This is a genomic window from Bifidobacterium sp. W8114, from assembly GCF_016101165.1.
GTDB classification, from domain to species: Bacteria; Actinomycetota; Actinomycetes; order Actinomycetales; family Bifidobacteriaceae; genus Bombiscardovia; species Bombiscardovia asteroides.
Genome location: NZ_JACFRA010000001.1, coordinates 1 through 19,852, shown reverse-complemented (window position 1 = coordinate 19,852; position 19,852 = coordinate 1). Strand labels below are relative to the sequence as shown.

The following is a 19,852-nucleotide window of genomic DNA, read 5'->3' as shown; positions in this document are numbered from 1 at the left end:
CATGGTCCAGGCTTCTTCCCGTTCAAATCCGATCCAGGGATCCGACCAGAGTGTCCACAGCCTGCCTTGCAACAGCCACATCCTCGGGATCGTTGACGACCACAGCAAAGACCAGAACACCGCCTGAGCTTCGAATCACATTGCCTGCCAGTGAAGTCACGTTATCCAAGGTGCCGGTCTTGACCCGAATCAGCCCATCGGCCTGATTGTCTATTTTCCGTCCGGCTGCTGTGCCGGTCAGCCCCACCACCGACAGACCCTTGACCAGGGGGGTCAGCCCTTTCTCGGACAGGGCCAGCTGCTGAACGTCAGCCAAGGTTCCCACCTTTAGAGAGGAGCCAGGGGTCAGCCCCGAGCAGTCGGCCATCTTGAGGCCGGCAGTGTCTACACCCAGCTTGTTCAGCGTACTGGTCACGGCTTTCACAGCCCCGGCTGGGCTGTTGGGCATGCCCAGGGCCAAGGCGGTCAGGCGGCCGAAAAGCTCGGCCAGGCTGTTGTCGGAATTGCGCAGCATCAACGACATGATCTCGCTGAGCCGTGCCGAGTGGATACGTGCCAGAACCCTGCCCTGGGCATGGTCGGTCTGTTCTGGCTCCAGGGCATTGTCCACCTGGATTCCGGACTCCATCAGGCGGCTGGCAAAGACTGCTGCAGCAGCCCCTGCCGGGTTTTGGACCCTGGTCAGGTAGACCTCGCCTGCGTCCGGATATGCGACGGGCTCAGCCCGTCCCTGCCTGGCCTCATCTACAGCCATGGCTACAGGCTCCTGGAAGTAGATTCCATCGGCATTGTTTGCTTCGATTCCTTTCGGCGCCCGATCGTCGCCGAAGAGCGTGTCCTGGTAGGCCAGGGCCACTCGGCCGATCCCCTGCTGGTGCAGGGCCTGTGCCGTCTCTTCGGCCAGGGTCCCCAGTCCGGCCCGGCCATTGACGTGCAGGGGATCGTCCTTTCCGACCCCTAGAAGCATATCGCCGTGGCCGCGCAGAATCAGTGTCGCCTGCGAGGGGGAGGAGGAATTCAGAACCGCCTCAGTGTCCAGCTGGGAGGACATGTCCAGGACTGAGGCGGCTGCGGCTGCGGTCAATGTCTTCATGGTGGAGGCCGGCTGGCGTGCCTGGTCTGCGTTCTTTTGAGCCAGCACCCGCCCATCAGCCTGTCGCACGACCAGCGAGTAAGCGTTGCCCAAGCCCGGTGTGCCGGCGAAATCACTGACCAGCTGTTGGACCCGGCCGGCATCCACCGCGGACCCAGGCTTGTCGGCGGCGAGAGTCGGTGGCTCGCCCATTATGACCACAGGGGGGACCGATGAATGACTGGTCTTGGCCAAAGTTAGCGGTCCGGGCACCAGGTCCGCCAGATCCATGCATGCACAGCCGACGACCAGCGCGGCAGCCACAAGCGCTGCCAGAGCCACACGCCAGCGTCGCTTGATCTGACGACGGCGTGTCGTGCGCAGCTGATGTCTGTCACCCAATTGCTCTCTCCCGGACTTGCACTCGCCAACCGAGTTCGGCTCGGTCGGCATCATCCAACCAGCCTAGTACTGGTCCTGCCACTGTCTCAGGACTGCAGAGAGGCATAGCGATCCAGAGTCAGCAGAATGGCCGATTGTCGACGATCGAAGATCCGGGACCCCAGAGCGACACCTACGGCAAGCACAATCAGCCCGTTCGCCAGTGCGACCGGTACAGGCAGCCAGAGGGGAAGAATCCCGCCTGTGATCATGGTCGGCAATGCCACCAAAAGGGTGGGCAGCATGATCACCAGGCTAGCCAGCAACTGCAGCATCGGCAGGAAGCCTTGGGCCACGGCACGCCCCTGCGGCGAGGTGAAGGGCTGGTCCATGGAGGGTACCGGGTAAATCAGCAGGGCCGAGAAGACCTGGGCAACTCCCAGCCCAGACAGGAGCAATCCTATGGTCGCGGCCAACATATCCAAGGAGATGACCAGATCTGGTCCGCCCTTCATTGCCCCGGAGAATACCAAAGTCACCAGCCCAAGCAGGAGTATGCAGGGCAGAGCCACACTCAGATGGCTGCGGACACGGGAGAGCCGGTCCTCACGACCTTTCACTCCCGACGCTATCTCCATGTGCAATGCAAGCCCATCGTAGGCCAGGGCGTTGCCCTCGGGAACCTCCAGCACCCAGGCGCCCACAATCGGTCCCAGCCATAGCATCATGGGCATCTGGCGGAAGATTATCGCGTACAGAATCACCACAACAAGCAGAAGCGGATAGCTGACAAGCTTGCGGGGGTCCTGACGAAGATAGATCAGCAATCGCGCGGCCATGGCATCCACAGTGTCCCGGGACCGGCCCAGCATCCCCAGCCCCTTGGGGGCAGCCGAACGTTCAGCACTGGCCCCCGCGTATAAACGGTCATGACGCAGACACAGCATGCCGATCATGAAACAGAGAGCCAGGGTGGCCAGCTCCATACACAGACGTCCGAACAGAACCCACCATGATCCCGAAAGGAAATCCTCAGGCAGGCGGACAGCGGCACCCAATGGCGTCCAGGCCAGTATGTCGGCCGCGGACTTGAGGGAGTCAGTGTCGAATGCCATGCCATCCATAATCCCGCTGTCCAGCAGAGAGGGCAGCAGACACAAAAGCATGATCACCACGGTGACCAGCAGATAGAGCCCGGATCGGGAGCGCTGAGAAACCATCAAGGTACCGACCAGGTCCAAAACAGCCCGGGATAGGGCCAGCATCACCATGACAGCCAGGAGGGCCGCGACCAAAGCCACGATCGCGGCTCCGACACCCATGCGGGCATAGACGGCCGTCAGGGCCAGGAAGCAGACCAGGCCGGTCAATCCCGTAGGCCCAATCAGCCCTGCCAGGTAGAGCCCCACTTGCAGCTGGCTGTCAGGAATCCCGTACAGGACGAATCGCGAAGGGCTCAGGTTCGACCCCTGGCCCAGAAAGGCCAGTTGAATCAGGATCACTCCCAGAGTCAGTCCGGCCAGGAACAGGACCAATATGGATCCCATACGCTGCCGGTCGCCCGGACCGGCACTGGGCAGCCAGATCCCCAGCGTCAGCGCAACCTGCCACGAGGCCAGGCAGATGGCTATGGCCATGAGCAGGCTGATGATGGCCCCGACCATCTGCCAGGAGGAGTGCTTGATTGTGCCCCAGGTCATGGACCAACGCATGGCGATGATCGTGGATGCCGTGCTCATTGCGTCTCCTGATCTTCCTCGGACCCGGAGCCGTTCAGCCAGGCGATTCGCTTAGCCTGATGACGGCCACCGACAAGCTCCAGGAAGCGATCCTCCAGATCCTCGCCGGCAGCGACCTGTGCCACCGTGCCATCAGCCCGAACCAGACCATGGTCGATGATGGCCACATGGGTGCACATCCGCTCCACCAGGGCCATGACATGGGAGGAAATGACCACCGTCCCTCCGGTATCGACATACTCGGCCAGAATGTCCTTGAGATTGGCGCTGGAGACTGGGTCGACCGATTCAAAGGGCTCGTCCAGCACCAGAAGCCTGGGGGAATGAATCATGGCCGTAGCCAGGCAGATCTTCTTGATCATGCCCGATGAATAATCACAGACCCGCTTGCCGCCGGCATCAGTCAAATCGAAGGCCTCCAGTAGGTCCTTGGCCCGGCCCAGGGCCTCACTACGCGGCATCCGTCGAAGCATGCCCGAGTAGACCAGCAGTTGCAGACCCGTCAGCCTGTCGAAGATCTGATCGCCCTGGGGCATGACACCGATGATCCGCTTGGCCGTATCCACATCCGACCACACGTCCCTGCCCAGGATCATGACATTGCCGGAGTCGGGCACCAGGAGACCGGTCATCATGTTCAGCGTGGTGGTCTTCCCTGCGCCATTGGGGCCGACTATCCCGTAGAAGGATCCCCTGGGAATGTCCAAAGAGAGGGCGTTGACAGCAGGCCGGCCCTGATAGCACTTGACCAAGGCACGGATAGAGACAGCTGCCTTCGTATCCGGCGGAGGGACCATTGCCGTCCGGACGGTCATACTGGTTGGTTGCGCTTCATCGGACATGGCCTTAAGTCTATCGTATCCCCATATCGCTGCGAATCGAGCGATGACCGACCTTAATGCCCCGAGTGCTCGATGGGCTTCCATCCAGGATTGGCGAAAATGGCCTGGAAGGAGATGGGCACGTAGCTGAGCATGAAGATGGGGAAGCTCAGGCAGTAGGCGAAAAGCTCCTTGTTGGATGCGCCGATCTTGTCGCGCTCGGCCAGCACGGTAAGGGCAGCCAGGCCCATCATGGCCAGGAGGCCCAGAATCCCAGCTGCAATGCCATCGATCAGGGTGGTTATCTGACTGGTCCACGTCACGAAACCCAGAGCCGGGAAGAGCAGACCGAAGAAGCAGCGGACCAGACCCAGAACCGTCAGAGGGCAGATCAGGATGGTCAGGTCAACTGCCGAGAAGTCGCGTTCACGGAAAGCCCGGGAGATCAGAGCAGGCCCATAGTAGCGAAAGACCTGAAGGAAGCCCTTGCTCCAGCGCAGCCGCTGCCGCCAGCTCTGCTTGAAAGTGACCGGCTGCTCGTCATAGAGGATGGCGGTGCCGCAATAGCCGATGCGCTCGCCGTGCAGAACCGAGTCCATGGTGAACTCCAGGTCCTCGGTCAGCAGGTGGAACTTCCAGCCATTGTTGCGCTCCATAACCTCCCTGGAGAACATGAACCCGGTGCCGCCCACGTGGCAGCTGGAGCCAATGACCATCCTTGAGGTATTGAGGAACCGGGATTCGCGGATGAACCATAGGGCCGAGCCTGAGGAGACCCAGTTGTCCGAGAAGTTGACCGAGTTCCGGTAGCTGGTCAGTATGCGGAAGCCGGACTGGAAGGCCTTGTTCATCTCCTCGATATAGTGGCGGTCCAGGATGTTGTCCGCGTCAAAGACGAAGTAGGCATCGTAGCGGGAATCAAGACCCCGATCCAGTATCTGCTCCAGCAGGAAGGTCAGGGCGTAGCCCTTGCCCACCCGGCCCGGGTCCTGCCGCTCGACCACGTGGCAGCCAAGGGATCTGGCCAGATCTGCGGTGTTGTCGGTGCAGTTGTCGGCCACCAGCCATATGTCGACCATGGAGAATGGATAGGTCTGCTCCTTGATGGAGTTGATCAGATGACCGACAACTTGCTCCTCGTTGCGGGCGGAAATAAGGACGGCGAACCGCTTGTCGAAGGGGGCATCGGGAAAGACCACAGGATTGGAGACAAAGGAGATGACAATGCAGATGGCCTGGTAGACGATGCCCACTCCACCCAGCAGCAGCATCAGAACGTCCAGCACTTTGAGCAGGGCCATCAGCGCCACTCCTTGCGGGGATTATCCTCCCCTTCGGAGGCCTCGTCCCCGGTCTCGGCACCCCTGAGCGGCCTGTGCTTTACCGGGGCCGAGGCGGACTTTGGTATGGGCACCGTGGCCGACTCATCCAGGTCCTTGGCAGTCGGAGATGCTGCCGGGTAGAGCTGGCTGGCAATGGTCATGACAGGGTCTTCCACTCGGACCCTGGCGCTGGACCCTTTGGCGGACCGGCTGCCCACGTGGCTGGCCATCGGCTGGACCACGTGCTCGTTGAAGGCCTCGACGCCCTCGACCACCTTGGACTTGCCGACCGGCTTGGGATCCTGCATGAGCGGAGAATCAATCAGCTCGTAATGCTTGACCGAAGCCGAGAAGATGGCCTGGAAGCTGGCCGCCAGAGGCAGGGCCAGGAAGGCGCCCAGGGCACCGAAGACCGCGCCCAGTGCCAGTACGGACAGGAAGGCGATGGCAGGGTTGAGGTCCATGGTCCGCTGGGAGATCTTGGGGGCCAGAATCATGTTTTCGATCTGCTGGTAGATGATGATGTAAACCAGCACAATCACAGCCACCAGTAGTCCACGGCTCCCCCAGGCCACCACTATGGGGACGGCCCCGCCTATGTAGGTGCCGATGGTAGGCACGAACTGGGATACCAGCCCGCAGAAGAGGGCCAGCGGCAACCAGTAGGGCACCTTGAGGATGACCAGGAAGACCGACATGCAGGCTGCGGAGATGAGCGCCAGAATGGTCCTGCTGAACAGGAAGCTGGAGATCTGGTCCTGGGCGATGGTCCAGACGAAGAGGAAACGACGCTGGCTCCTGGGTGCCAGCCACTGACAGAGGCTGCGGCGCAGCTTGGGGCCTGCTGCGGAGATGTAGTAGATGACCAGCAGGACGGTCATGATATTGATGAAGGACCCTGCCAGCCCCACGGTGGTGGTCAAAGCCTGCCCCGCGAAGTCCGTCACCCAGGATGTCTGGATATTCTTGACGATCTCCCCGCCCAAATCCTGCATGGCCGGCAGGTGCCAAGGGGTGCGGCTGGCGATGAATTCCGCCACCTGCTCATAGAGGGCCGGCAGCCCGTTGGCCATGCCGATGACCTGCTGGACCAGCAGATTGCCGAACATGCCCAAGAGGACGATCACAATAATAATCAGACCTATCAGGGTGACCGCCGAGGCCGCTCCTCGCCGCCAGCCATGCTTGACCAGCCTGAGCACCAGGGGCTCCATGGCCAGGGAGACGAAGATGGCGATCACCACGTCCAAGACCAGGAATTCGATCTTCCACCAGGAGGAGTAGGCGAACCAGGCCAGGAAGACGGCTATGACCACGTAGAGTAGGGCGCGGCCGAACCATTCCGGAGGTCGGCGTGAATCCCCCTTGGGCGGGAAGACCGTCGCGAAATCGAAGCGCTGCTTTTGCTCGTTGGCCATATGTTCCATTATCCCAAGATGGCTGACATGGCGGGCTATTGAGCGCAGGTTGAGCCGACGGTGTATCCGGGCACACGTATCCTGAGGGGTATGTTGACCGTTTCCATAGTCATACCCGCCTGGAATGAGGAAGAACGCATTGAAGACTGCCTACTGAACGCCACCAGGCAGAGCCAGGCACCCAAGGAGGTGCTGGTAGTCGACAACCACTCTACGGACGCAACGGCCTCCATCGTCCAGCAATTCATCGACCAGCACCCTGACCAGCATGTCAAGCTTCTCCATCAGGACAGCGAGCAAGGGTTGATTCCCACCCGCAATTACGGACTTGACCGGGCAACCGGCGACGTACTGGGCCGAATCGATGCGGACTGCATGCTGCGACCCAACTGGGTCGAGGTGGTCTCCGGCATCTTCACCCGGGACCCCAAAGCCATGGGCGCCACCGGTCCAGTGGCCTACTACGACATGCCGGGCAAGCGGATCGGGCTCAAGGGAGACAACACCATCCGCCGGGCCATCTACCGGGCCGATGACGGGCAGTACCTGCTCTATGGCTCCAATATGGCCCTGCGCGCCACGGCCTGGCGGGCCATACGCAACCAGGTCTGCAGGGACAAGGAGGACATCATGCACGAGGATGTCGATATCTCCCTGCACCTGATTGACCAGGGGTTCAAGACGGTCTACTGCAAGGACATGAACGTGGGCATCAGCGCCCGCCGGATGGACACCTCCTTCACATCCTTCCGCCACTACATGCAGCGCTTCAAGAACACCTTCGACGCCCACCCCCAGCACACCAGGGAGCAGAAACCCGAGCACACCCTCTACGCCATCTACCCCATACTCAGAGCCTTCTACCCCGTCTACCAGAAGTACCTGGAATCCGCCGACATCAACCCTGCGGAACGTGTCTGGATCCGCGAACAGATGGAACTCTTCCACCGTCGTGACCAGGAGCTGGGTTCGGACGATGACCGGTGAAGCCAGCCCTTATATCCTTTGAGCAGACTAAGATTTGCAGTGATCGAATCCTCTTTGGGCCGATACTTCCCCCTGTAGTAAAAATAAAGAGGAATTACTGAGGAGTTTAGATAATGCCGATTCTGACCGCTGACGATTCACGGATAGACGCATATGAGGATTATGTAAGGAAGGCACCTTTCACCTCCATAACACAGTCCGTTGAATGGGGCAGGATCAAGAACAACTGGGGCAGTTTTTACGTTTATCTGGGCCCCCTTGAGCACCCGAGAGCAGCCATGTCGGTTCTGACCATCGACGGCTTCGCATACGCTACCAAGGGTCCGGTAGGCGACCGCTTCGACGTAGATACCCTCAATGCCTTGGTTGAGGAGGCCATGCCGGAGCTGGAGGCCCGGAACTGCTTCCTCCTCCGTCTGGATCCAGAAGTCCCCTTCGACGACGACCTCAACGCCAGGCTCAAGGCTGACGGTTACGTGATGCGCAACAGAAACCTCCCCAAGGAGGAGGCCCATGCCACCACCCAGCCCCGCTTCAATGTGGTCCTCGACATTGACGGCGTGGATCCGGATGACCTGATCATGACCTTCCATTCCAAGACCCGCTACAACATCCGCCTGGCTGGACGCAAGGGGGTTAAGGTGGAGCGCAGCGAGACTCAGGAGGCCATGGACGAGTTCTACCACACCTATGAGGTGATGAGCCAACGCCATGGCATCGCCTACCGTCCCAAGGCCTACTTCGACAGAATGGTCCAGAACTGCGCCGGCAAGGGAATTCTGGGCATTTACCTGGCCCGCGTGGACTCCCAGGCGATCGCCGGCGCCCTCAACTTCGAGTTCGGCGACAAGTCATGGTACATGTATGGCGGCAGCCTTAACATCATGCGCAACTACATGGCACCCTACCTGGTCCAGTGGGCGCAGATCGAACACGCTATCGCCAGCGGCAAGAAGCGCTATGACTTCGGCGGCATATTCGGCTTTGATGACAGTGACGGCCTCTACAAGTTCAAGAGAGGGTTCACCCATAACAACGAGTGGGTCGAGTACATAGGCGAAATCGACAAGGTTCTCGACCCGGAACGATACCAGGCCTTTATCAAGAAGTAGGCCAGGTTCCGGCAACACACTGACCGGAACCTCACTCGAGCCGACCTGCGACAGGTCGGCATTTGCCATGGTCCAGGGGTATCGAGTACCATGGCTTCGTTCGCCCCCGTCGTCTAACGGTTAGGACACCAGACTTTCAATCTGACAGCGAGAGTTCGACTCTCTCCGGGGGTACAAGGCAAAAGTCGGGGGTAGCGGCAGCGGTTTGTTACATCACAGACAATTATCGTAAAAGTCCAAGGTCTGCTTTGCCAAAGAGGAAACGCACATCATTCAACCTTGCCGGCCACAGCAAAACATAAGCAAGGCGTCTAGGCAGTACATGCCTGTAATCATCTCTACAGCCGGGATGTGTCATCACTGTGAGTATTGATACCGCCAGACTGACTTGCTGAACTCACCCTGACCATGGTCTGCAAGCTTCAACATTCGTTACTCACAAAAAGTGATATATATGGAAAATACTGTAATAATTTCGGTAAATTTCATTCTATTTCAGCATCCCTTGTTAAGCTATGAATTGTCCATGATTCTCGGGATACAGGCACAACGGAGGCAGTATGCCCATCTCAATATCGTCGAGCACGTCCATACTTCAGCAAGACCGCCAGAGCAAAAGCACCCCTGTAGGTTTCGCTGTCGCCAGCATCCGCCGGGATCTGGCCATGGCCCTCCTGCCAGGGACGACAACAGGGGCACCGATAAAGCTGATTCAAGCCGACTTACCTCCAGAAAGCTACAGACTGCGTGTAAACAATGGCTCCCTTTGTATCGAAGCCAATGACGATTTCGGCTTTATATATGGTCTTTACGCATTCAGTCGCAATGTGCTGGGCATTCAAGACCTCTGGTTCTGGAACGATCAACACCCGAAACCAGTGGACTCCATTTCATTGCCCGATGACTTCGCTCTGGAGTCCAAGCCGTCGGCCGTACGCTATCGCGGCCTCTTCATCAACGACGAGGTACTGCTGGAACACTGGAAAGTTGACAATGATCCCGAACTCCCCTGGCAGCTGGCTTTTGAGACCATCTACCGACTAGGGGGCAACATGGTGATTCCTGGATCCGGGCAACGCGGCGAACCGCACCTGGACCTGGCCCAACAGATGGGTCTGTACATCAACCAGCATCACGTCTGCCCTCTGGGTGCCCGCATGTTTTCATCGGCATACCCGGACACGCCACCCCGTTGGCCAGAAGAGCGCGAGCGCTTTGAACATCTGTGGCGACAGGCCATTCATGACCAGGCCGGCCATCGCACCATTTGGACCTTGGGCTTCCGCGGCCAAGGAGACACACCTTTCTGGCAGTCTGATCCGCGACACACTTCCGACACTGATCGAGGGAAGGTCCTTAGCGATGTAATAGACATCCAATACAGGATGGTCCAAAAAGCTGTGCCAGGCGCACCCTGTGTGGTCTACCTCTATGGCGAGATGATGGACCTCTACCGTAAAGGCGTGCTCACCCTGCCCCCGCAGGTGACCAAGATATGGTCCGACAATGGCTATGGACGCATGGTCTCTCGCAGACAATGGAACTTAGACCCTCGCATTCCTTCCATGCCTGACGGCCACGGCAACAACGGAATCTACTTCCATACCAGTTTCTATGATCTCCAGGCAGCCAATCACATTACAGCCAGCACCAACCAGCCCTCAGCAGTCATTGCCGAACTGGAGCACGTTCTGCAAGCCGGCGGTGATCAAGTCTGGATCATCAATGCTTCCAACATCAAACCCCATGTCTACATGATTGCCCTGATAGCGGCAATGTGGCGACGGGGCAGCATCAATCCCATGGTTGAAACTCAACGCTATCTGACTACCTACTACCACTGCAGAGAGACCGGATTCCTGGAAGACCTGCTGAACGGCTACTGGCAATCAGCCATACGCTTCGGCCCCTGCTGGGATCAGCATGCCGGCGAGCAATACTATAATTACCAGTCCCGGATTCTGATTACCGGATTCCTGCATGACCGTCATGCGCCCTGCCCGCAATTGCATTGGCTGACCGAAGCCGACAATCTGGGCGATCAAATCGACCTGATCCGCTCCCAGGTAGGCCCTGCAGCCAGTGCCTATCAGCGTCTCGATCTGCAAGCCCAACAGGCCGCCCTGGCTATGCAACGGTCAGGCAACAGTGATGGGGCACGGCTTCTGAAGGATAGCATCGGTCTTGCCATCAGCATTCACTATCATTGCAGCACGGCCTGTCTTACAGTCTGCAAGTCTTTGCAGGCGGCCATAAGGAGAGACTACGTCCAAGCTTTCTACCTGGCAGGGCTGGCACGAGACGAGTTTTGGCTAGCTGACCACGCTATGCATGAATGCGAGCATGGAACCTGGCAAGGATTCTGGTCCAACGACTGCCTGACCGACGTCAGCGAGTCGGCTCAGGTCTGTTCCCAATTGATGGGCTACTTGCGCTGCATGGGCGATGGTCCATACTTCAATGACTGGAAGCGTGAATTCACCTACCCACGCAAAGAGCGCCAGGTCACAGTCATAACCAATATGGAGAAGCATGAGGACGACGATCAGATCTTCGCCGCCATGAAAGCATTGCATTTCGAATAAACACACGATAGGGCCTCGACCTATCCGAGACAGGCCGAGGCCCAGGAAAATAAATACGCCGTCGATGGATATGCCCTTCGACGGCGTTCACCGCTTTATCAGCGAGCTAGAGAGGCGTTGGCCTCGTCGACAAACTGCTTGGCTGCGTCAGCAGCCTTGATTTTCTTGTAAAGAAGAGACTCCTCCACTTGTGGCAGAGTTTGGGTATTGACCGTGGCGGCAGCAGCGGGGCTTGGCGGATTGATCGTGGATGATTCCGGGATCACCGTGTCGTTCATGAAGGCCACGACCTTCTTTTCCTCCGGGCTCAACAAGGTGGTTATGGCCTCCAGCGAAGCCTTGGCCACCGGTAGGCCTCGGTCGGTCAGCATGGCCTTGACTGCCTGCTCGTTATTGGTATAAAAATCAATGTACTTGGCTGCCAGTTCAGGATGTTTGCAGGTCTTTGCAATGACAAAGAACATGCCTGGCTTGACGTAGTTGGCCTTCTTAAGATTGGCTGAAGGCCATGGCGCCAGCTCCAGGTCCGCATCCTTGTCCGCCTTTTGCAACGCCGTCAGTTGGGAAGTGAATTTCATCGAAACCCAGGAGCGCCGGGAAGGTTCATTGCCGTAGACCAGAGGATCCTGTTCAACCGAACCGGTCTGGATCTCAGTGAAGACATCAGGACCAAGATGCCACCCCTGATCTATGCCGTCTTGGTAGACTTGGAAGTAGGGCTTGATTTCCGCTGCATTCGCCCCCAGCTTCTTGTCCTCGAAAAGCGTCTTGCCCTGCCCTCTCAGGACATATTCCAACAGTTCCGAAGCTTCATAATACCTGAAGTTGGTCTTATAGCCCGTCTTGTCATGGATGGTTTTGGACATGGTTTCGAATTCATCCAAGGTCAAGGACTTAGGCATGGTCAGCCCTGCCTGATCCAACACTTTCTTGTTATAAATGAGTGCAGGCGAGGAGGAACCCAGCGAAAGGGCGTAGTACTTGCCATCCATCTTTCCGGAGTCGAGCACATTCTTGTCGATTCCCTTGGTTCTGATGGTTCCATCCTTCATGTACGGACCCAAGTCCAGGAGCTGCCCGTTCTCCACATATTGCTTCAGATAGGAGTAATCCATAGCGACCACATCAGGCATCTGCTTACCGGCAACCTGCGTGGACAGCTTCTTCCAGTAGTCGTTCCATTCGAAGAAGGAACCCTTGACCTTGACGCCTTTATTGGCCGCCTCGAAAGCTTTGTTGACCTTGGCTTGACGTGCATTGCGATCCTGGTTGCCCCACCAGGCCACCGTAAGCTCGCCACCCCCGGCGCTGGAATCGTCCTTCTTGGTTCCACTGCCGCAGGCTGCCAACGACACCAGCGTCGCACCAATGGTGACAACGGCAAGCAACCGTTTCATGTTCTTCATTGAACTACCTTTCTCTTTACCAGTGGAGCATCAATACCAGCTTTCCACCTATGAAAATGGTAGCAAATGTGACGCTAGTTACATTAAAATTGCCATTTATTTCAGAAAATAACCACAATTACTATGAAAATCCTATCAGCGAGACTTAGCTGAGGGCACTGCCGTGGAATCACGGGTTATCAGCATTTCCGGGATGACCAGCCCTTGGCTTTGGTCGCCACGCAGAGCATCGTCCTCTGCCTGGCCTTCATGAAGCATATCCAGCAGAATACGCATTGCAGAGCTGCCCAATCGTTCCTGTCGAACATCCACAGTCGTGAGTCTGGGACGAACCACTCGAGAGAGCACACTGTTGTCGAAACCAATCAGACTCAGGTCCTCAGGAACTCGAACCCCGCGCTCCAAAAGACCACCCAACAGACCGGTGGCCATCAAATCGTTGAAAACCACGATTCCGGTCAAGTCATGCTCCAGCATGACGGCGTCGCAGGCATTGATCCCTCCCCCGTAGGACGGCTCAAAAGGCCCCAGAATCGTACTCTCCAATCCGAACTGTTCAGCACAACCAAGAAAAGCCTCTCTGCGCTTCGCATTGGTCCATGACCCTTCGGATCCACCCACGTAGGCCACCCTGCGGTGCCCCAATGAAGCCATATGCCGCATAGCCTGCACCATACCCTCCCGATCATCGGCACAGGCGGTTGCATACCCCTCCAGCTGACGGGAGACCAGTACAGTCTTGGCGGGATCGAACCGGGCACGCAGCATGTCAGCCTCGAGCCGAGGGGCTATGACAATCTGCCCGGCAGTGGCGGCAGTCGCACGGTCAACAACCTCGTCCGCATTCTCCACATTCAAATCGTCGACAATGAGCTGGCAGGAATGCTGATGAGCCACGGTGAGAAGCCCCTTGAAGAGGTCAGCGAAATAAAAGTTGCCTATATCGGTGACCAGAATACCGATGCTCTCCGCTCGAGCTGTAGAGGATCGCCTCGGCGAGCTGCCCGATCGGTAGCCCAAGGTCTGCGCAACAGCCCTGACGCGTTCCCGGGTCTGACTCTTGACCAATCCGCCGTTAAGGGCACGCGATACCGTGGCAGCCGATACACCCGCTTGCGCCGCAACATCATGAATGGTTGGCTCGCCCATTTCCATCACCTCGTCTATCCGATCATCCATGGCGAAAGCTTATCAGCAGGAAACCCCGTGGACGGCTACCGATCTACTCGTTCTTTACCAGTACATAGCGCTTCATCGCAGCCCAGCCAGCCATGTTGCCGACCAATCCCATGAGGACAAAACCGATAACCGGCATGACCGGAACGGTATAGGGTAGACCCAAATAGCACACTGCAAGAATCCCGGCATCAACAGCCAGCACCAGGGCGGTCGTGGGCAGACAGAGAAAGACCAGCCTCACTGCATTGGCCAATAGTGCGCCCACGCCCAGATCAGTAAAGGCGATCATGGGGAACAGATAGATGGAAGCGGATAAAAGAAGCAAAGCAATCACCAAGCAAAGAGCACCCGGAATCGGAGCCATGGGCAACTCGGACCGTGGATAGAACCATACCCCAAGGATTGCAGCAGCCAAGCCTGCCAGCAGGGACCATCCTGCAGGCAGGGATCTCCTCCACTGACCTGCAAATGCCTTGCGGAAATGATACAGGGGATAGCAGATACGCCGCTCCAGCATGAGTCCCAGCACCTTGCTCATTGCAGTCAGGGCACAGGGTATGGTGACCACAGGAAGGCAGGAAACCACAAAAAGCAAATTGATGCCCACCAGACGACCGGCATGCCACCGGAGAACACTCAGCAGCAGCATGGGCCCGTGAGGATTGTTGTCCGAACGTACGCCGTGTTTATGATCGCCGTAGAAGAAACCATAGAGATTCATAGAGAGCCCATACCCCTTTCGCTCATCCCTTAAGGCCCGAAGTGCTGACCCCCTCCACCAGATAACGCTGGAAGAAGAGGAAAATGAGGATACTGGGCAGGATGGATACGGAGGCCATGGCAAACATGGCTCCGTAATCGGAGCTCGAACTTGGATCTGCGAATAGCTTCAGCGCCAGGGAGACCGGGTAGCGTTCGGTATCCGATACGTATAGCAAGGCCGAAAGAAAGTCATCCCAACGCCACATGAAGGAGAATATGCAGCCAGTGACGACCGCAGGGGTGATCAGCGGGCAAACCACACGGAAGAAGATTCCATAGTAAGAACATCCATCCAATTTGGCAGCCTCGTCCAAGGAACGTGGAATACCATCAATGAAGTTCATGATCAGATAGATGAAGAAGCCCTGAATGGCAAAGCAGTAAGGCACTATCAGCGGTAGGTAGCTGTCGGTCCAGCCCAATTTCTGATACCAGAGGTATTGGGGCACCATAAGCACCTGGGCAGGAAGCATCATCGACAGGAGCATGGCCACAAATAAGACCCTCCGTCCGGGGAACCGCAACCGGCTAAGCGCATATGCGACAATGGCCGAAGAGGCTATAGTGCCGACGGTGGCCACAATCGAAATGAACAGAGAGTTGCCGATGTATCGCAGGAAGGATGTCCCGGCAAAACCCTTGAAACCGTTGATATAGTTTTCCAGCGTCCAATGAGACGGGATCAGTTGCCCCGAAGTGGCGAGAACAGAGGCAGTCGGCTTGAAGGAACTCAGCACCATCCAGACGATTGGATAGATCATGAGCAAAGCACAAAGCATAACCACGATGTGATAGAAGACTCTGCGCAGAGGAAACCCCCTACGCACCCGGGCCGCAGAATCGTGCCGACTGTTGGCATCAGCTGTAATGATGGTCATGATCAATCAGGCCTCCTCGTTGTAGACCCAGAACCGTTTTGTCAGGAAAAGCACACCGGTATACAGCCCGATCAGCAAGAGCATGACCCAGGCCATGGCCGCGCCATACCCGGCATGGTAACGGGTGAAGGACTCATCGTACATGTAGACCATGTAGAAAAGGGTCGTGTTCCTGGGCTTGCCCTGAGTGATGATGTAGCACTGGGTGAAAGCCAGGAATCCATTGATGGACTGCATAACCAGATTGAAAAATATGGTCGGCGTCAATAATGGCAGCGTGATCCGCCAGAACTGATACCACTTGTTGGCGCCGTCAACGCTGGCCGCCTCGTAGAGCTCACCGGGGATTTGCTTGAGGGATGCCAAAAAGATGAGCATGGACGACCCGAATTGCCAGACCGAAAGGATAATCAAGGTCCAAATAGCCGTGGACTCGTTCCCAAGCCAGGCGAAATGGCTGTGTATGCCGAACAAACCGAGGGCCTTGTTGATGACGCCGTCGGCCGCGAACATCTGCTTCCAAAGGATGGCCACCGCCACGGATCCCCCCAGGATGGAGGGCAGATAGAAAGCGGCCCTGTAGAAGCCGGAGATGCGCGAATTGCGCAAAAGCAGCATGGCCACCAGCAGGGCAAAAACCAGCCTGAGCGGGGTGGAAATCAGAGCAAAGAAGAGCGTTACGCCCAGGGATTGCCAGAAAAGCGGGTCCGCAGTGAACATGCGCACGTAATTGTCCAGTCCAATGAATTTCGGCTCGCCAATGATGTTGTAGTCGGTAAAAGTGTAATAAAGGGAGAGAGCCAGCGGCACTATCAAGAACATCAGAAAGCCGAAAATGAAAGGGGCGGAGCATACAAGTCCGGCCACTTTCTCACGCTCCAGGAAATTGACAAGCCGACCATGAGGACGAAACCTCAGACCCGGCCCTTCCGTGGACCCATCGGCAGGAATCTTCCTGCCGACCGCTTCTATGGCCATAGCGCAACCTCCTTGTATTCGACGCGACATCAGTCGGAAGCCCGTGCGGCACAGCCGGATCGGCAAACCTCAAAACAGGGATCGTCAGCGATCATTCACCCTTGAATTTTTTGGTTATCGGCTAGAACATCATGGAACTACCCGTTATCACATCCGGATCAACCGCAACACTGACGACTCTACAACAAAATGAAAACAATGTCATATTCATTCCTATTTTTCATGAAAATTTCATTTATTACATCATATTGGTGGGCTTCTATGCCCAACATATGCATAAATCCTCCACCCGGTTCTATTCGAACACACATCCTGTGCCATGAACACAGGGGGCCGAATCCTGTGAGTTCTCGAATTCGGCCCCAGGATCATATCCCATGCCGACCATCATCGCGTCCCTACACAAGGCACAAGGTACGAGGCGCCTCTGACCCTAGGCGATAACACAGAGACCGATGGGGTTGTAGTCGCGCATAGGGGATTCAGTCAGAATCAACCACTGCCAGTTTCCACCGAGTCGTTCGCGACCATACATCCGGCGAAGATCCTTCTGGATCCTTCCCACTTGGCTGGCCCTATGACCCACATCCGGATCTGCCGCAACCACGGAACCCGGCACACATGGCAACTGGTTCCTCTTACAGGCCGAAGCTTTATGACCTCTGGATCCTGTTCGAGCCGTGATTCCCGGCCCGTACAGCGTCAGCGGGGACAGGCTCCAGCACCGACCCAGCATGTCCGACTCCATACCCGGGACCTGACGGGGAAGGTCCTTTTCAATCCGGATACAGCCGCAGGCGAAGACCACCCGTCTCGAAATCCTCCATCGATCATCCTGCCTCAACCACCTGGTAGGTCAAATCGTGGATGGTCCTGCCAGCCCGAATGCCCTTGCGCTCGAAATTGGTTACGATGCGGCCCTCAAATCGATTCGACTCGGCAAAGTCCCCGTGAGGCATCTCTTCCGCCAGAGCCGCAGTCCCTTTGCCTACATGGCCCAAAGGCAGCCGAACCGTCCTATCGCCTAAATTGCGCAGGCCCGGATGGTCATCCAGCACCTCGTGCACATGCAGGGCATAGTCCTCGATATCTGTGGCTATCCGCCAAAGTCCTCCCGTGCGCAGGCATAGCACCACCGCATCGGCCAGGGCAGGCTGGATCAGCCGACGCTTATGATGCTTGGTCTTGGGCCAGGGATCAGGAAAGAAGGTCCAGAGCTCGTCAATCAGGTTCGTGTCCATGTGCTCCAGCAAATCCGGGGCATTGACCTGGGCCAGCCTCAGGTTGGCCAGCCCCTCCTTTCCGGCCATAAGCATAGTGTGGGCCAAACCGGGACGGTAGACCTCCAAGGCCAGGTAGTTACGTTCAGGATGGCTGCGGGCAGCAGCCACGATGTTCCCGCCCTGGCCAGAGCCGATTTCGATGGTCAACGGCGCTCGCCGCCCCCAGATTCGATCAACCGCATCCTGATCCATCTGTAGATTCTGAGCCACCGACAGTGGGGACCCCTGCCCACGCAGATTCAGCATGTAGAGTCCGGAATAGCGCTCCCAGGCAGCTTCCAGACGGGGACTGAGTCTGCCGGAACGCAGGACGTATGAGACGATTGTCCTTTGACCGGATTTCTGTGGTTGCTCAGTGTTTTTCACCCTTCATGTATATCCTAAATATAGTGACTGCATGGCCTGTGGCGCGTTTGTTTCCGTGATATACTCAAATTGAAACAAAACAGAACATTTATACTCAAAATTGAACATGATCGCATCTGCGGTATTCAAAGAAAGGCGAGGAAAATGGCCATTCTGGTGACAGGAGGGTGCGGATATATTGGCGCCCACGTGGTCCACGCCCTGCAGGAGGCAGGCAGGAAGGTCGTCGTGGTTGACGACCTCAGCTATGGCAAGCCCAATCGGATCGGCAATGCTCGTCTTTACGGCGCTGACGTGGCCGCCCCAGGCGCCGATCAACGCCTGGCTGAGATCATCCAGGAGAACAAGGTCGACTCGATCATTCACTTCGCGGCCCGCAAGCAGGTGGGCGAGTCAGTGGAGAAGCCCATCTGGTACTACCGGCAGAACCTGAACGGCATGATCAACGTTTTGTCTGCCATGGCAAAGACCGAAGCCAAGAAGCTGGTCTTCTCCAGCTCGGCTGCAACATACGGCGAGCCTCCGGTCGACGTGGTCCCTGAGGACGTGCAGCCCATGGTCCCCATCAACCCTTATGGCCAGACCAAGCTGGTCGGCGAGTGGATGGCGCGGGCCTGCGAGCAGCCTTACGGCATCCGCTTCTGCGCCCTGCGCTACTTCAACGTGGCCGGCTGCGGACCCGTCAGCCTGGAGGATCCGGCGGTCCTCAATCTGATCCCCATGCTCTTCGACAGGCTGCGTCAGGGCAAGGCACCCGCCATCTTCGGCGATGACTACCCCACCCCCGACGGCACCTGTGTGCGAGACTACATCCATGTCTCCGACCTGGCAGACGCCCACATCGCAGCCCTGGATTACCTGGACCGTGACCAGCGCCGCTACGATGCCTTCAATGTGGGCACCGGCCAGGGCACATCCGTTCGACAGATTGTGGACGAAGTCAAGAAGGTGACGGGTCTGCCCTTCACCGAGGCCATCAAGCCCCGTCGCGCTGGAGACCCGCCGCATCTTATCGGCGACCCCACCCGGATCAACACCGAGATGGGCTGGCATGCCAAGTACGGCGTCGAAGAAATCGTCGAATCAGCCTGGAAGGCCTGGCAGGCCAATCCTGCCCACCACATTGACACCGATGGCTGGCAGCAGCAGGACTAGGCAGCGACGCGCCGGGGCTTGCATTCCCCCGGCGCTCATGTAAACTTTCCTCTTGGCTGTTCAAGCAGCCTCGGCTCCGTAGCTCAGTTGGTTAGAGCGCCGCCCTGTCACGGCGGAGGTCACCGGTTCAAGTCCGGCCGGAGTCGCTGGGAACGGTCTGACCCGGTTTTTCCGGGTCTTTTCGACTGTTCATGGCTCTGTAGCTCAGTTGGTAGAGCGAGCGACTGAAAATCGCTAGGTCAACGGTTCGATCCCGCTCGGAGCCACCAGCCATTAAGCCCCTGAGATTCTTAAGGAATCTAGGGGCTTAATTGATATTTCATGGGCTATAGGAACTAAACGCGTTGTTTATGTTGGGGGTTTGGCCTTGTGGCTGTAAGCGTGTTGGGTGGTTGTTAATAGGTCGGG

The 19,852-nt window shown here is 57.5% G+C and carries 15 protein-coding genes and 3 tRNA genes; 7 read left to right on the top strand and 11 right to left on the bottom strand.

Going from position 1 to position 19,852, the window contains the following annotated elements:
* Window positions 1-22: 22 nt before the first annotated feature.
* The 5 genes from dacB to H3T89_RS00070 form a co-directional block, all read right to left on the bottom strand.
* Window positions 23-1,474, bottom strand: a complete 1,452-nt coding sequence (gene dacB / locus H3T89_RS00090; protein WP_198215833.1) for a D-alanyl-D-alanine carboxypeptidase/D-alanyl-D-alanine endopeptidase — start codon at window positions 1,472-1,474, stop codon at window positions 23-25.
* An 86-nt stretch (window positions 1,475-1,560) separates the two neighbouring features.
* Window positions 1,561-3,192: a hypothetical protein gene (locus H3T89_RS00085; RefSeq protein WP_198215832.1), complete on the bottom strand. Its 1,632-nt coding sequence runs from the start codon at window positions 3,190-3,192 to the stop codon at window positions 1,561-1,563.
* On the bottom strand, window positions 3,189-4,034 hold the full coding sequence (locus tag H3T89_RS00080) for an ABC transporter ATP-binding protein (RefSeq protein WP_198215831.1): 846 nt from the start codon (window positions 4,032-4,034) through the stop codon (window positions 3,189-3,191). Before H3T89_RS00080 ends, H3T89_RS00085 begins: the two co-directional genes overlap by 4 nt.
* 53 nt (window positions 4,035-4,087) lie before the next feature.
* Entirely contained in the window at window positions 4,088-5,314 is a 1,227-nt protein-coding gene (locus H3T89_RS00075) for a glycosyltransferase family 2 protein (protein ID WP_198215830.1), read from the bottom strand.
* On the bottom strand, window positions 5,314-6,753 hold the full coding sequence (locus tag H3T89_RS00070) for an AI-2E family transporter (protein WP_198203349.1): 1,440 nt from the start codon (window positions 6,751-6,753) through the stop codon (window positions 5,314-5,316). The genes H3T89_RS00075 and H3T89_RS00070 overlap by 1 nt, the downstream gene beginning before the upstream one ends.
* Window positions 6,754-6,843: 90 nt before the next feature.
* Here H3T89_RS00070 and H3T89_RS00065 point away from each other — a divergent pair, with 90 nt between their 5' ends.
* The 4 genes from H3T89_RS00065 (at window position 6,844) to H3T89_RS00050 (ending at window position 11,437) form a co-directional block, all read left to right on the top strand.
* Window positions 6,844-7,740, top strand: coding sequence for a glycosyltransferase (locus H3T89_RS00065; RefSeq protein ID WP_198215829.1), 897 nt, complete (start codon window positions 6,844-6,846; stop codon window positions 7,738-7,740).
* 113 nt (window positions 7,741-7,853) lie between these two features.
* A complete protein-coding gene (locus H3T89_RS00060; protein WP_198215828.1) occupies window positions 7,854-8,852 on the top strand; it encodes a lipid II:glycine glycyltransferase FemX in 999 nt (332 codons plus the stop codon).
* Window positions 8,853-8,954: 102 nt separating this feature from the next.
* Window positions 8,955-9,026: transfer RNA gene (locus tag H3T89_RS00055), tRNA-Glu, on the top strand.
* A gap of 719 nt (window positions 9,027-9,745) precedes the next feature.
* Entirely contained in the window at window positions 9,746-11,437 is a 1,692-nt protein-coding gene (locus H3T89_RS00050) for a glycosyl hydrolase 115 family protein (RefSeq protein WP_160246206.1), read from the top strand.
* Between the two features lie 98 nt (window positions 11,438-11,535).
* On the opposite strand, the gene H3T89_RS00045 is transcribed toward H3T89_RS00050, so the two are convergent.
* The 6 genes from H3T89_RS00045 to trmB form a co-directional block, all read right to left on the bottom strand.
* On the bottom strand, window positions 11,536-12,843 hold the full coding sequence (locus H3T89_RS00045; protein ID WP_015022265.1) for an ABC transporter substrate-binding protein: 1,308 nt from the start codon (window positions 12,841-12,843) through the stop codon (window positions 11,536-11,538).
* A gap of 135 nt (window positions 12,844-12,978) precedes the next feature.
* On the bottom strand, window positions 12,979-13,992 hold the full coding sequence (locus H3T89_RS00040; protein ID WP_198215827.1) for a LacI family DNA-binding transcriptional regulator: 1,014 nt from the start codon (window positions 13,990-13,992) through the stop codon (window positions 12,979-12,981).
* A 73-nt stretch (window positions 13,993-14,065) separates the two neighbouring features.
* Window positions 14,066-14,743 carry a DUF624 domain-containing protein gene (locus tag H3T89_RS00035; protein WP_198215826.1) on the bottom strand — a complete coding sequence of 226 codons (678 nt, stop codon included), beginning with the start codon at window positions 14,741-14,743 and terminating at the stop codon, window positions 14,066-14,068.
* Window positions 14,744-14,765: 22 nt separating this feature from the next.
* Window positions 14,766-15,662: a carbohydrate ABC transporter permease gene (locus tag H3T89_RS00030; RefSeq protein ID WP_015022268.1), complete on the bottom strand. Its 897-nt coding sequence runs from the start codon at window positions 15,660-15,662 to the stop codon at window positions 14,766-14,768.
* Window positions 15,663-15,668: 6 nt separating this feature from the next.
* On the bottom strand, window positions 15,669-16,640 hold the full coding sequence (locus tag H3T89_RS00025; RefSeq protein WP_015022269.1) for a carbohydrate ABC transporter permease: 972 nt from the start codon (window positions 16,638-16,640) through the stop codon (window positions 15,669-15,671).
* Window positions 16,641-17,470: 830 nt separating this feature from the next.
* Window positions 17,471-18,289, bottom strand: coding sequence for a tRNA (guanine(46)-N(7))-methyltransferase TrmB (trmB, locus tag H3T89_RS00020; protein WP_198215825.1), 819 nt, complete (start codon window positions 18,287-18,289; stop codon window positions 17,471-17,473).
* A gap of 144 nt (window positions 18,290-18,433) precedes the next feature.
* Between trmB and galE the strand changes: the two genes are divergently transcribed.
* From galE to H3T89_RS00005, 3 genes are all read left to right on the top strand, one after another.
* Window positions 18,434-19,444 carry a UDP-glucose 4-epimerase GalE gene (gene galE / locus H3T89_RS00015; protein ID WP_198215824.1) on the top strand — a complete coding sequence of 337 codons (1,011 nt, stop codon included), beginning with the start codon at window positions 18,434-18,436 and terminating at the stop codon, window positions 19,442-19,444.
* Between the two features lie 72 nt (window positions 19,445-19,516).
* A tRNA-Asp gene (locus tag H3T89_RS00010) sits at window positions 19,517-19,590 on the top strand.
* A gap of 47 nt (window positions 19,591-19,637) precedes the next feature.
* Window positions 19,638-19,713, top strand: a tRNA-Phe gene (locus H3T89_RS00005).
* Window positions 19,714-19,852: the final 139 nt, after the last annotated feature.

Coding starts and splice junctions, on each gene's coding strand:
- H3T89_RS00085 (WP_198215832.1), bottom strand. CDS start 3,192: ATGAGCACGGCATCCACGATCATCGCCATGCGTTGGTCCATGACCTGG.
- H3T89_RS00080 (WP_198215831.1), bottom strand. CDS start 4,034: ATGTCCGATGAAGCGCAACCAACCAGTATGACCGTCCGGACGGCAATG.
- H3T89_RS00075 (WP_198215830.1), bottom strand. CDS start 5,314: ATGGCCCTGCTCAAAGTGCTGGACGTTCTGATGCTGCTGCTGGGTGGA.
- H3T89_RS00070 (WP_198203349.1), bottom strand. CDS start 6,753: ATGGCCAACGAGCAAAAGCAGCGCTTCGATTTCGCGACGGTCTTCCCG.
- H3T89_RS00065 (WP_198215829.1), top strand. CDS start 6,844: ATGTTGACCGTTTCCATAGTCATACCCGCCTGGAATGAGGAAGAACGC.
- H3T89_RS00060 (WP_198215828.1), top strand. CDS start 7,854: ATGCCGATTCTGACCGCTGACGATTCACGGATAGACGCATATGAGGAT.
- H3T89_RS00045 (WP_015022265.1), bottom strand. CDS start 12,843: ATGAAGAACATGAAACGGTTGCTTGCCGTTGTCACCATTGGTGCGACG.
- H3T89_RS00040 (WP_198215827.1), bottom strand. CDS start 13,992: ATGGGCGAGCCAACCATTCATGATGTTGCGGCGCAAGCGGGTGTATCG.
- H3T89_RS00035 (WP_198215826.1), bottom strand. CDS start 14,743: ATGAATCTCTATGGTTTCTTCTACGGCGATCATAAACACGGCGTACGT.
- H3T89_RS00030 (WP_015022268.1), bottom strand. CDS start 15,662: ATGACCATCATTACAGCTGATGCCAACAGTCGGCACGATTCTGCGGCC.
- H3T89_RS00025 (WP_015022269.1), bottom strand. CDS start 16,640: ATGGCCATAGAAGCGGTCGGCAGGAAGATTCCTGCCGATGGGTCCACG.
- galE (WP_198215824.1), top strand. CDS start 18,434: ATGGCCATTCTGGTGACAGGAGGGTGCGGATATATTGGCGCCCACGTG.